General features: G+C 55.5%; 11 protein-coding genes. 6 read left to right on the top strand and 5 right to left on the bottom strand.

The features are described from left to right. Nucleotides 1–84 precede the first annotated feature (84 nt). Nucleotides 85–258, top strand: a complete 174-nt coding sequence (locus INT33_RS12155; RefSeq protein WP_192537545.1) for a YqaE/Pmp3 family membrane protein — start codon at nucleotides 85–87, stop codon at nucleotides 256–258. A gap of 140 nt (nucleotides 259–398) precedes the next feature. Here the strand turns inward: INT33_RS12155 and INT33_RS12150 are convergent, their stop codons facing one another. Beyond that, a complete protein-coding gene (locus INT33_RS12150) occupies nucleotides 399–872 on the bottom strand; it encodes a nucleoside deaminase (RefSeq protein WP_192537546.1) in 474 nt (157 codons plus the stop codon). Nucleotides 873–898: 26 nt separating this feature from the next. Next, a complete protein-coding gene (locus INT33_RS12145) occupies nucleotides 899–2173 on the bottom strand; it encodes a dicarboxylate/amino acid:cation symporter (protein ID WP_192537547.1) in 1275 nt (424 codons plus the stop codon). Between the two features lie 320 nt (nucleotides 2174–2493). Between INT33_RS12145 and INT33_RS12140 the strand changes: the two genes are divergently transcribed. After that, on the top strand, nucleotides 2494–4104 hold the full coding sequence (locus INT33_RS12140) for an ABC-F family ATP-binding cassette domain-containing protein (protein ID WP_192537548.1): 1611 nt from the start codon (nucleotides 2494–2496) through the stop codon (nucleotides 4102–4104). Here INT33_RS12140 and INT33_RS12135 read toward each other — a convergent pair whose 3' ends face one another. Beyond that, nucleotides 4105–4959, bottom strand: coding sequence for a helix-turn-helix transcriptional regulator (locus INT33_RS12135; RefSeq protein WP_192537549.1), 855 nt, complete (start codon nucleotides 4957–4959; stop codon nucleotides 4105–4107). A 136-nt stretch (nucleotides 4960–5095) separates the two neighbouring features. On the opposite strand from INT33_RS12135, the gene INT33_RS12130 reads away from it, so the two are divergent. Continuing rightward, nucleotides 5096–6259 carry an MFS transporter gene (locus INT33_RS12130; RefSeq protein ID WP_192537550.1) on the top strand — a complete coding sequence of 388 codons (1164 nt, stop codon included), beginning with the start codon at nucleotides 5096–5098 and terminating at the stop codon, nucleotides 6257–6259. A 272-nt stretch (nucleotides 6260–6531) separates the two neighbouring features. Then, on the top strand, nucleotides 6532–6738 hold the full coding sequence (locus INT33_RS12125; protein ID WP_018917934.1) for a cold-shock protein: 207 nt from the start codon (nucleotides 6532–6534) through the stop codon (nucleotides 6736–6738). Between the two features lie 137 nt (nucleotides 6739–6875). On the opposite strand, the gene INT33_RS12120 is transcribed toward INT33_RS12125, so the two are convergent. Next, complete coding sequence (locus INT33_RS12120) at nucleotides 6876–7751, bottom strand: putative RNA methyltransferase (protein WP_192537551.1); 876 nt, start codon at nucleotides 7749–7751, stop codon at nucleotides 6876–6878. 145 nt (nucleotides 7752–7896) lie between these two features. After that, nucleotides 7897–8643: a helix-turn-helix domain-containing protein gene (locus INT33_RS12115; RefSeq protein WP_192537552.1), complete on the bottom strand. Its 747-nt coding sequence runs from the start codon at nucleotides 8641–8643 to the stop codon at nucleotides 7897–7899. A 137-nt stretch (nucleotides 8644–8780) separates the two neighbouring features. On the opposite strand from INT33_RS12115, the gene INT33_RS12110 reads away from it, so the two are divergent. Then, nucleotides 8781–12263: an acyl-[ACP]--phospholipid O-acyltransferase gene (locus INT33_RS12110; protein ID WP_192537553.1), complete on the top strand. Its 3483-nt coding sequence runs from the start codon at nucleotides 8781–8783 to the stop codon at nucleotides 12261–12263. A gap of 247 nt (nucleotides 12264–12510) precedes the next feature. Continuing rightward, nucleotides 12511–13110: a nitroreductase family protein gene (locus tag INT33_RS12105; RefSeq protein ID WP_192537554.1), complete on the top strand. Its 600-nt coding sequence runs from the start codon at nucleotides 12511–12513 to the stop codon at nucleotides 13108–13110. The last annotated feature ends 42 nt before the right edge of the window (nucleotides 13111–13152 follow it).

The raw sequence follows: 13152 nt of genomic DNA, 5'->3' as shown, positions 1-13152 counted from the left end.
AACTAACGTGGACGCATTCGCTAAGTGTGAACCCTGCGTCTACACTTGCAAGGAGTAACGTATCGATTAAGCAAAGGAGGCTTTATGGCGTTTACTGCAACAGATCCTATCAAGATGATTTTCGCGATTATTTTGCCGCCATTAGGCGTCTTTTTTGAAGTTGGCCTAAAGGGACATTTCTGGCTCAACATCATTTTGACACTGTTTGGTTTTATTCCAGGCGTCATTCACGCGTTTTATGTCATTCTGAAGCATTAGGAACGCTTACCCCGTTACCCACAGCCCGAGCCAATGGCTCGGGCTGTTTCGTTTGGGCGGTATTTAATTACTAGGGGTTGCACGAAAAAACCACTAGGCGAGCGTAAGCCACTTTCTCGTAAAGCCTAGCCTGCGAAAGCTTAGCCTGCGTGGCGGCGCTGATGCAGGACATGAACCTTTTCATCCAGACCGGCGATGGGGCCTTCTACTTCAAGCGCCGGTACTATCTGACCGATAGGCAAGGCCTTGATCGGCGACGGTGCCACCCCCAGAGCCGCCAGCCAGCGTCCTAACTGCTCGGATGAACTGATATAAACGATGCGACCAAGCCCGGCCCATCCGTGAGCGGCCGCGCACATGGGGCAGTGCTCGCCGGTGGTGTAAACCGTTGCGTTGGCACGCGCCTCGGGCGTCATGTGCTGGGCCGCCCAGCGCGCCAGCGTGAACTCGGGGTGCTGAGTGGCATCACCGCTTGCAATGCGGTTGCGGTCTTCCGCTAGAATTTCTCCCTCGGCGCTGACCAGTACACTGCCAAAGGGCTCATCGCCCGCCTCAAGCGCCTCTTCTGCAAGCGCCAGGGCCCGGTTCAGATAGATCTGCTCGTGTGCCTTCATCGCGGATACTCCTGTAGGTTAGCCGCTCACGCCTTGCTGATGACCGTGGCGGAAGTCTCGTCTGTTTCAACAGGCGTCTCGCTGAGCTGCTCACCTTCACTTCGGGCGATCACCGTGGTGCCTACCAAATCGCCGGTCACGTTCAACGCCGTGGCGCCCATGCCTACCAGAGCATCAATGGCGGTCAGCAGCACCACGGTTTCGATGGGCAGCCCCACCTGGGCAAACACCGTGGCGATCATGATGATCCCCGCCCCGGGCACGCCAGCGGTACCTACCGAAACCAGCGTGCCGACCAGCACGATCTGCACCATGCTGACAAAATCGAGCGGCGCGCCGATCACATTGGCGGCGAAAACGGCGGAAATCGCGATGCGAATCGCCGCGCCGTCCATATTGAGAGTGGCTCCCAGCGGCAGGCTGAACCCGTACACGCTGCGCGAAATCCCCAGCCGCCGTGCCGCATTGATGGTCAACGGCAAGGTGCCGGAGCTGCTCTGGGTGGCAAACGCAGTGGCCATGGGCGTGCGCGCTTCACGAAAGAAGGTCCGAAGCTTTACCCCGAACAGGCGCATGATCACGCAGTAGATTAAAAGCTGCAGGGCCAGCGCGATATACAACACCATCACCATATCGCCCAACGACAGCAGCGTTTCCAGGCCCTGCTGGCTGACCGTCTCGGCCACAATGGCGAACACACCGATGGGCACCACGTGCAGCACGCCGGCCATGACCTTGAGCGTGACGTCGTTCAATCCTTCGATTACTTCATACAAGCGCTCGGCACTGCCTGGCTGGGTGGCTTGCTGGCGAAGTTTCAACAGCGCAAACCCGAACACCAGCGCAGTAAAAATGATGCCCAGCAGATTCTGTTCGGCAAAGGCGCCGATAATGTTGCTCGGCACGATACCGAGAACGACATCGACCAGGCCCGGGTTTTCCGGTGCCGTGAAGCTGGCGTTTTCATCCAGCGTCATGCCGCTTCCTGGGCTGAACAGCGAGGCCACACTCAGCCCCACGACAATTGCCAGCGCCGTGGAGACGAGATAGTAGGCAAACACCTTGCCTCCCACGCGCCCTACGCTCCCCTCGCGCGACCGATTGATACCCACCATCAGGGTAAACAGCACGATAGGCACGATAAGAAACGTCAGTAGGCGCAGCAGCAGATCACCCACCGGGCCAAGCCAGGTGGCGACTGCGTCACCGCCAAACAAACCAACGACCAGCCCCAGTAACAGTGCAATCGTGACCCGTAAGATCAACGAAGAACGCATATACCCTTTCAACAGTGCCGTCATGCATTCACCTTTACCAAAAGGGCTCAATAGAGCCCGTCAACTGAAAACGTCACTCTAAGTAGCCGGAGCTAAAATACAACCTCTATATACAACAGAACCATGGAAGCTTGTTTAAAGAAGAGCCAGCTTACGCCGAACCTGAACCCACTGCAGCGCGGCGAAAGGCTTGGAAAAGCAACATAAGTTGACTAGGCTAGAGGCCCTCTCTCTTATTAAAGGTATTCGTCCAATGCGCTATTAATGCCGCCGTCCTGTTTTCGACGGCCACGTTCTCCGTCCCTTATTAAAAGGGGAATGTCAGGCATTGATAGGTACATCCGATGACGAAGACGTTTATCTCGCTCGATCGCGTTTCTTATACGCTACCCCACGGTCGCCTTCTGTTTTCCGAGTTAACGGAAACCTTCGACACCACGCCCACGGGCCTGGTAGGGCGTAACGGCATGGGTAAAACGCTGCTGGCCAGGCTAATGGCGGGCGAAATCGCACCTTCAACGGGGCGCTGCATGAGCACTGGCGAAGTGCGCTATTTATCGCAACGCGTTACCCAAGAAGCCTCCGGCACGCTAGCCGACCTGGCAGGCGTAGGCACCACTTTAGCAGCACTTGCCCGTATTGAGGCGGGCAGCCCACATCCAGACGACTTTGATGCGCTGGGTGATCGTTGGGATATCCGCCAGACCTTACAGCGAGAGCTAGAGCACAGTGGCCTTGCACACCTTGACGCGACAGCCCCGGCCGCGACATTGAGCGGCGGCCAAGCCATGCGCGTTGCCCTGATCGGCGTGCTGTTATCCAGGGCGGACTTTCTTATTCTGGATGAGCCCAGTAATCACCTGGACGGCCCGAGCAGGGAAGCGCTTATCGAGCAGTTGACCCATTGGCCCAAAGGGCTGCTGGTTGTCAGCCATGACCGACAACTGCTTGCTCACCTGCCGCGTATCGTGGAGCTGTCGCCGCTTGGACTACGCAGTTACGGCGGTAATTATTCCTTTTACGCCGAACAAAAGGCGAGTGAACAGGCAGCGGCTCAAACGAACCTTGAACACCATCAAAAAGACAAAAAACGTGCAGAGCGCGCACTGAATCAGCAGCAGGAACGTCAGGAAAGGCGTCAGGCACGTGGCAACCGCCAGCGGCGCGATGCCAATCAGGCAAAAATCCTGCTGGATCGCCAAAAGGCGCGCAGCGAACTTTCCGTCGGCCGCCTCGCCCGCCAGCAGGCAGAAACACACAGCCAGCACCTAAGCGCTATCCAGCAAGCGCGGGAGCAGCTTGCTGAAGATGCTAATATCGCGCTACATGACATTGCCGTGCAGCCTGCCAAGCGGATGATTGCTGAACTAACCGATATCACGCTTTCTTACGTTGCAGGAAAGCTTAACCTCAGCCTGCAAGGACAGCAGCGTTTAGGCATTGTTGGTTCCAACGGCTCGGGTAAATCCACACTGCTTAAACTCCTGGCGGGGCAACTTCTACCCCAAACAGGCGAAAGCCGTATTCATGTCAAAAGCGCCTATCTCGATCAACACCTGGCCCAACTGGATAAAACCCAGAGCGCTATAGAGCAGTTAAAAGCGGCCAACCGAGCGGCACCTGTCAGCCTGCTGCGAACCCGGCTGGTACACCTTGGGCTTACGGCTGAGAAAATTAGCGTTGCCTGCGCAAAGCTAAGCGGCGGTGAACAGCTCAAGGTAGCGCTGGCGTGCGCGCTTTATGCCGACCCGCCCGCGCAGCTATTGCTGCTGGATGAACCCAGCAACCACCTCGACCTGCCCTCGCTACAGGCACTCGAAAGTATGCTGAGAGGCTACCCTGGCGCGCTGGTAGTGGTCTCTCATGACCAGGATTTCTTACGCCACCTGGCACTGACCGATTATCTGCGCGCCACATCAGACGGCTGGGTACTGGAGCCAGCCACGAACCGCTAATCATGCCACTGGCGTTTGGCCTTCCTGAAGCCAGTGGTCAAACGCCTCGTCTTGAACGGTGTCGCGAGCGGCGTAGTAGACCAGCCGTAGATGGCGGTCTTCATCGACGATCAGCGAGGTATGTTCAAAATCGATCGCTCCTAACGGCTTTAGATGAAAATGGCGAATGCCATGACAAGGCCCGTGGATATCCTGCCCTGCCCACCACGCTTTAAAATCCGGATCCACTTTCACCAAGGTCTTGATCAGTTGATTGATTGCCGGGTCTTCAGGCGCACGGGCCGCATCACGTTTGAAGCTGGCAAGCAGTTGCCGTGCCTGCGCTTTCCAGGGGTCGAAAAGAGCGCGCGTAGCCGTATCCATAAACAGTAGCCATAGCAGGTTACGCTGCTCCGGAGGATGCTCGGAGAAGCCAAACAGACGAGCTGCGGCGTGGTTCCAGGCCAGCACATCCCAACGTAAATTCAACACGTACGCAGGCCGCGTGGGCAAGTCGTTCATCAGGCGATGTACCAGCGGCGGTACACTGCACCAGGTTTTCCCCGGTTCAGCGGGAAGACGCTGATGCGCCAGTAAAAAAAGATGACGTCGCTCAATGGCATCGAGCTTTAGCGTGCGCGCAAGACGGTCGAGAAAATCCGCCGAGGCGCGAATATCTCGACCCTGCTCCAGCCAGGTGTACCAGGTCAAGCCTACCCCTGCGAGTGCTGCCACCTCCTCACGGCGTAACCCCGGCGTGCGGCGCCGCTTGCCCACGGGCAAGCCAACCTCTTCCGGTGTTACCTGCTCACGTCGGCTGCGTAAAAACTCCCCTAGCTCTGTGCGGGTGCGTTTTAACGAACGTTCCAGCGCCATCTTATTGCCTTTAGTAATAGTATAAATAGTTAAATTGTACCCCCTTTAAAGCCTCTCCAGAATAGCGCCTTCACCACTTGGTAGCGGTCAGCAACACACGCTAACAAGTACATAATGAGCCTGACTGGAGAGCCTGATGGCGTTTTCTTCTCGACTATCGATTTATCTTATTGCCTTGGGCGCCTTTTCATTAGGTATGGCGTCCTATGTCACCGCAGGGCTTATTCCCCTGATCACCTCTGCATTTCTAGTCTCGGATGCGATGGCGGCACAGTTAGTGACGGCGTTTACGCTGGCATATGGCCTGATTTCGCCCATCGCAGTTGCGCTGCTCCCAGGCAATCAGCAGCGAACGGGGTTAATTATCGCGCTAGCACTTTTCGTTGTGGCGAATGTGGCAAGTGCGCTGGCCGCAAGCTTTGCAATGCTAGTGGCTTGGCGAGCGCTGGCGGGCGTGGGAGCCGGGGTTTATCTGGCATTGGGAATTGCGGCCTCAGCGACGCTGGCGCCTGAAGCGCAGCGCGGCAAAGCCATCGCGGTCATTATGGGCGGCATGGCAAGCGGCACGGTACTTGGCGTGCCGCTTAGTCTGTTACTCGCCGAGCAACTGGGCTGGACATCAGCCATGTGGCTGATTGCACTGCTCGGCGCGACTTCCCTGGCAGGCCTTTACCTTAAGCTACCCGACATTCCCGCTGCGCCTTATGTTTCACTGTGGCGCAAGCTGCCTATTTTGAAGCACCCCGCCACGCTGACCATTTTGGCCGTCTCGCTCTTGGGTGCCATAGCAAGCCTTGGCATGTATACCTTTATTGCTCCGTTTATGGCGGCATCCCCTTCCGGCGAAACCGCGTCTATCGCGCTCTACCTATGGGTTTGGGGCGTCGGCGGGATTCTGGGCAGCTTTTTAATTGGCCCGATTGTGGATAAAAGCCAAGGCTCCAGGGTTGTGCTGGTGATTATGCTGTTATTGGCAGTTTCTCTGATTAGCCTGCCAGTCGCCGCCTCCCTGCACCCATGGCTTGCGCTTGTGCCTATCAGCTTATGGGGAGCCGTTGGCTGGGCGTTACAGGTACCGCAAAATAATGCGCTAATGCGCGTTCGCCAACAGCATGGCGATGGTAATCTCGCGGTGGCGCTGAATGAATCAGCCCTATACCTGGGTAGCGCTATTGGGGCGGCAGCTGGTGGGCTTATGCTTTCCAGCGCGCTACCTGTCTGGATACTTGCTGTAAGCGCCAGTGCGCTAGCAGCCGCTGGGGCACTAGTGCAGCTCACCATGGGCCCGCGGAGTCATTAAGCAATTAGTATTAAATACTTAGCGCACGGCAAGCCGTCAGCGGATAAGAAAGAAGGAAATATTGCCTCGGCCTGGAAAATAAATACAAAAAGCCTTTGACGCGCGACGCCAATCGTGACACTGTAGCGTCAGTTGGTTAGCAAGCAGCATGGTTTCAGAAGTGTACGATCTTTTTCGGCAAGCCTGATATTGTATTCCTTGTTTCACCCGCTACTTAATCTGGGTAATACCAGGAACATCATTACAGCGCATATGCGCGAAAGGATTTAATCATGGCAACTGGCACAGTTAAATGGTTCAACGACACTAAAGGCTTCGGTTTCATCGCTCCTTCTGACGGCAGCGACGACCTGTTTGCACACTTCTCCGAAATTCAGTCTGACGGCTTCAAAACCCTTCAAGAAGGCGCTAGCGTTTCTTTTGACGTTACCCAGGGTAAAAAAGGCCTTCAGGCTTCTAACATCAAGCAAACTTCTTAATATTTATTATTAAGTGTTTGTTCAGACCTTAGGGTCTGACTGACAAGGCCCGCTTCGGCGGGCCTTGTTGCGTTTGGGTTCAGTAAAGTTGTAACCAAACCAAACAAGCCGCCAACCACGGCTTGCCTGCCCTTCTTCTATGCGTTTTTAATCCATTTATTCACTCGCACATCAACACTCACGGTGAGTGTCTCCAGTGCTGCCGCTCTTTCGCGGCCCTCAGCGCTTGCCCGATAAAGATGCGGGGTCATGGCCAGCAGATCCGCAATGGACTCTTTACCATTCAGTGTGAGCGAGTAACTGACCGTTTCAGCTACTTGCGCAGTGAATCCTTCCGGCACTAACTGCTCACCACTGCGCTCAGGCTTGAGCGTTGGATAAATGATTTCGCGCAGCTCGCGCAAATGATTTGCGCCTGCTTCTACCTGTAACAGTATCCCCCCCGGCTTGAGCACCCTGGCAAACTCGCTCATCACGTGAAAGCCGAACATGCATAGCAGCCTATCCAGCGAGGCAGATTGCACAGGCAAGTTAGCGTTACTGCCTACTACCCAAGTGGCAGACGGGTCTTTTTGACGACCCTGCTCTTTATGAAAACTCTGTTTGGCCGAGGCCATGGCCGCCCATTTGGAAATATCCAGGCCAATCAGCTCAAGCTGGGTATTATCAGATGCCGCCTGGGCCAGCTGGCGCAAGTAATAGCCCTCACCACAACCGGCATCCAGACAGCTAAGCGGCATATCTTCCGGCGCGCCGCTCAAGGCAGCGTGATTGATAGCGTCTGCAATGGGCTGATAATACCCGGCATTCAGAAAACGCTGTCGGGCAGACACCATGGCCTTGCTATCGCCTGGGTCGTTTGAACGCTTGTTTTGAACCGGCAAAAGGTTCACATAGCCCTGTTTGGCAATATCAAAACTGTGCCCGGCCGCGCAGCGCCAAGCGCCTTCGGCTTGAGTCAGCGGGTCGCCATCAAGCGGGCAGGCCAGGGCTTTAAACGCGGTTCTATTCATAAAGAAAGCTACGGTTGCTGAAAAGATAACGGGTCATGATGAGTCTCTGCGAACAAGGCAACGATAAAAGGTGGGCAGTTTACCTGACCGCGTCAGTACGTACTAACACGCCGTCGTTGCTTGTTGCCCACTCGCCTTCATCACTCTATTGTTGCGGAAGCTTACGCGCATAGCCCTTGAACAACCCATGCTGCCACTGGCGCACCGCGAGCACCGAGGTAGTACCAAAGCGCTGAGTGATGGGCAGGCTGCTTTCCCGTTCACAGAGTTCATGGAACTCCTTGGCCAGCCGCTGCATGATCTGTTGCCACTCGTCGTTACCCGCCCGGGAGAGCAGGCCGTTGAGGACCAGCAGCTTTTCGCTTTCGCTGTCAAAACGTGAGCGAAAAAAGTCGTTGGCAATATGTTGCTGGAAGAACTGCTGAATAGGGCCGCCAGGCCGCCAGCGAAAATTAGGCGCTACTCTGCGTTTAATTCGGTTACCCGGCAACAGCTGGATAAGGGCAAGCCGTTCAAGCTTAAGCAGTTGCTGGGTGCATTCCGCTTCGCTTAGCTGATACTGATGATGAATCTCAGCAAAGCTATAACCATTGATTACGCAAACGGCAATCAAGAATAGCTTGGGGTCGTCAGCAATACTCTGCTCTTGTGCCTGGGTAAGCTCTTGCAGGCGGCGCTCTTCGGTTTGCATGGTCTGCACCAGCTCGGCAAATTCAAGGTTGAGCTGCTCACAGATGCATTCAAGGCGTGCTAACGTGATATTGCGTTCAGCAAAAAGCCGCTTAACTGAGGCTTCGCTTAATCCAAGCCACTGAGCCACATCGGCGTAGGTTTTTCCCTGCATTCGCAGTTGGCGCTTTAAAGTATTAAGCAGTGAGTCGGTTTGAGACACAGCGACCTCCTGGCGTAAAGTATCGAATAACGATACTTTACCGCACAAATAACGCAACTCATCTTTAAAAGGTTGCGTAAACCAGAGCTATAAAGGAAAGTCCGATGACTTCGAGACGCAAACAAGGCTAACGAACCATGCAACGACTGCTCCGCACGCCAGGTGCCTGGCCTTATCTCATCGCTATCTTTCTCAATGCCTTTATGGATTTAGGGCATAAGATTGTGATTCAAAATACAATCTTCAAAAGCTACGATGGCACCGTCCAGATAGTCTTGACGGCGCTGGTGAACGGGCTGATTCTGCTGCCCTTTATCATGCTGTTCAGCCCTGCCGGTCATGTCGCCGATACCTACCCCAAAGTGCGCATTCTACGCTTTTCGGCGTGGGCAGCGGTGGCCATTTCACTGGGTATTACCGCCGCTTACTACCAAGGCTGGTTCTGGCTCGCCTTCGCCATGACGCTACTTCTGGCGATTCAGTCAGCTTTCTACTCCCCGGCCAAATACGGCATGGTCAGAACCCTGTTTGGTAAGCCGCGTCTGGCAGAAGCCAATGGCCTTATCCAGGCGCTTACCATCGGCGCTATTCTGGCCGGCACAGTGATTTTCACCGCCTTCTTCGAAACCTGGACACCTCTTGCGAACCAATCCCCTGACCAACTGTTGCGCCAAATTGCCCCGCTAGGCTGGTTGCTGGTGGTTAATAGTGTGATTCAGGTGCTGGCTCTTTACCGCTTGTCACTGGATGCCCCACCCACGCCAGGCACGCCGCTTACCTGGCAGCGCTACATTAAAGGCAGCGCTCTAAAATACAATCTACGCCTGGTGGCATCGCAGCCCGTATTAAAGCTTTCGATTATTGGTCTGGCCACGTTCTGGTCGGTCGGCCAGGTGCTGCTGGCGGCTTTCCCCGCCTATGCCAAAGGTGCTCTAGACATCGGTAACACGCTGGTGCTTCAAGGTATTCTCGCGGCCAGCGGTATCGGCATCGCACTGGGCTCGGTACTCGCCAGCAAGCTTTCCCGCAATCGGATTGAAACGGGTTTGATTCCCGTTGGTGCCCTGGGCGTGGCCGTTGGCTTGTGGTGCCTGCCGCTCCTCACGTCGCCGCTTGGTCAGGCGCTGAACTTTGTGTTTATCGGCTTGATGGGTGGGCTATTTATCGTGCCGCTCAATGCGCTAATCCAGTTCCATGCCGCTGACAATGAGCTGGGTACCGTGCTGGCCGCCAATAACTGGATTCAAAACCTCGCCATGCTGGGCTTTTTGGTGCTCACGGCGCTATTCGCTTTAGCGGGCGTGGATAGCCACTATCTACTGCTATTGATTGCCAGCGTAGCGATGATCGGTGGCGGCTACACCATCGTTAAGCTGCCCCAGAGCCTGGTGCGCTTTTTACTCGGTTTTCTGCTTACCCGACGCTACCGGGTGGATGTTCACGGCCTGGAAAACATGCCCGCCCAGGGTGGCGTGCTGCTACTGGGCAACCATATCAGTTGGGTGGATTGGGCCATGGTGCAGATCGCCAGCCCCCGGCCGGTACGCTTTGTGATGCTTAAAAGCATTTATCAACGCTGGTATCTACGCTGGTTCTTTAAAGCGCTGGGCTGTATTCCGATTGAACGCGGCGTTGGTGCCGAGCAGGCGCTGACAGCGGTCGCCGATCAGCTCAACGCCGGTGAAGTGGTGTGTCTGTTTCCGGAAGGCGCCATCAGCCGCACGGGACAACTGGGCGAATTCCGCAAAGGCTATGAGCGCGCCTGCAAGATGGCCAACCCCGACGTCAAAATCGTTCCGTTTTATCTGCGCGGACTATGGGGCAGCCAGTTCTCGCACTCCTCCAGCAAATTGAAAGAGCTGCGCTATGCGCCGCTGCACCGCTCAATCGTTGTGGTGTTTGGCCGCACGCTACCTAAAGAGACCCCGGCGGACGTGCTTAAACGGCGCATTTTCGAGCAGGCTACCCGCTCCTGGCAGCTTTCGATGGAAAACCTGCATACCCTGCCGGATGCCTGGATACGCAGCGTCAAGCGCCGCCCCGGCCAACTAGCCCTGGCTGACACCATCAGTCGCCCGCTGAGTGCCGCGAAGGCGTTAACCGCCAGCATTCTGATGGCCAAACGTATTCGCAAGCAAAGCAAAGCGCAAAACGTTGGCCTGCTGCTGCCCACCAGCAGCGCTGGCGTACTTGCCAATATGGCGTCACTACTGGCGGGTAAAACGGTAGTTAACCTCAACTACACCGCAAGCCAGGAGGCGCTGGCGTCTGCCTTGGCACAAGCGGAGATTGAAACCGTTTATACCTCGCAGCGCTTTGTCGAAAAGCTTGAACAGCGCGGGCTGAATATTGCCGAGCTGCTTGCCAAGCAGAATGTTGTCTACCTGGAAGCGCTGCAAGCCTCAATGGGTCGGGGTGAGCGCCTGTTTACCTGGCTTTCAGTGCGCCTACTACCTACGGGGCTATTGCGCCTGCTTTATTGCCGAGCGCATGACGCCGAAGCCACCGCAGCCATTCTTTTTTCCAGCGGCAGCGAGGGGCAGCCGAAAGGGGTAATGCTCAGCCACCGTAACCTGATGGCCAACGTGAAGCAGACCTCCGACGCGTTGAACACTGAACATAACGACGTCATGCTGGCCTCACTCCCGCTGTTTCACGCCTTTGGCCTAACGGTTACCCAGTTCTTGCCCTTGATTGAAGGTCTACCGCTGGTGTGTCATCCCGACCCGACCGATGCCGTGGGTATCGCAAAAGCAGCAGCCAAGTATCAAGCGACCATCATGTGCGGCACATCCACGTTCCTGCGCCTGTTTACGCGTAGCTCCAAGGTTCATCCGCTGATGCTGGATAGCATAAGAGTGGTGGTGGCCGGGGCGGAAAAGGTCGACGACAGCGTACGCAGCGCGTTCCAGCTTAAGTTTCATAAGCTGATTTACGAGGGATACGGCGCAACGGAAACCTCCCCCGTGGCGGCGGTCAACCTGCCCGACGCACTGGATATCAACTATCTGCAGGTTCAGCGTGGCGCCAAGGTAGGAAGTGTGGGCATGCCCTTGCCCGGCACGAGCTTCAAGATTGTTGACCCGGAAAGCTTTGCAGAGCTCTCCACGGGTGATGCGGGCATGATTCTGATCAGCGGTCCCCAGGTCATGCAGGGCTATTTGAATGACCCGGCACGCACCCACGCTGCGCTGTGCGAAATTGACCATCAGCAGTGGTACGTGACTAACGATAAAGGCTATCTAGACGAGGATGGCTTTTTAACCATCGTTGACCGCTACTCGCGGTTTGCCAAAATCGGCGGCGAAATTGTCGGCCTTGCCGCAGTAGAACAGGCCGTGAAAGCCACGCTGAACGACCCGGACACGGCCATCATGGCGGTCAACATACCGGATGCAAGTAAAGGCGAGCGAATTGTGCTGCTATCCGAGACACCGCTGGATGCTAAAACGGTCAGGGCCGCGATGCTGGAAAATAGCATATCGCCCATGATGTTACCCAGCTACTGGCTAACGGTAGATACCCTTCCCCGCCTGGGTTCTGGCAAGCAGGATATCGCTGGAGCCAAGCGCTTGGCACAGGAAAAACTAGCCGAAAATGAGAAGCAGCCAGCGCCTTAGCCCAGGCAACCGTGTGTCGGCAGTTTAAGAAGTAGCACGTGTTCACCCCGAACACAGACAGCGCTTCAGCCTTGAGGCGCTACCTGATCTTATCGGCTGAACCTCGGTGTAAATTAGTAGATTTTATTCACTGAAAGCGCTGAGTTTTATCCATGGTTTCTAAATTGATTGTGTATTAGATTGCTACTGGCTATTTCGAGGTAGGGTGTTTCCTCGAAGCCCCATACCCGAAACTAAGGAACGCGTTATGCCCAACCCCGCGATCAATATTTACAAGCAGCGCCGCAGTCAATATGTCATCGGTAAAGATATCCCCATTAGCCAGACTGTAGTAACCGCGCTGATCAAGGAAGCCGTCAAGCAGGCGCCTACCTCGTTCAACTCACAAAGCTCGCGTGCGGTGATTTTGTTCAATGAACAGCACGACAAGTTCTGGCAGCTAGTCATGGATACGCTGCGCAAGATCGTACCGGCTGACTCTTTTGAGCCTACCGAGAAAAAAATTAATAGCTTTGCCGCCGGCGCGGGCACCGTCCTGTTTTTTGAAGACCAGGATGTGATCAAAGGGCTGCAAGACAAATTCCCGCTCTACGCTGACAATTTCCCTGTTTGGTCAGAGCACGCTACGGGTATCGCCCAATTTGCCGTGTGGACAGCGCTTTCAGAAGCCGATATCGGCGCCAGCCTGCAGCACTATAATCCCATCATCGACGACGCCGTATTTGAAGCGTGGGATCTACCGTCTTCCTGGAAGCTGCGTGCCCAGATGCCTTTCGGCTCTCATGAAGCGCCGTTCGGTGAAAAGACCTATATGAATGACGAAGAACGCTTCCGCGTCTTCTCCTAAGCAGCAAAGCCTCCCCGTATAGAAGCGCCTTACCGCCCGCTG

This window comes from Halomonas colorata (assembly GCF_014897985.1).
Lineage (GTDB): Bacteria > Pseudomonadota > Gammaproteobacteria > Pseudomonadales > Halomonadaceae > Vreelandella > Vreelandella colorata.
This window is presented reverse-complemented; position numbering and strand designations above follow the sequence as displayed.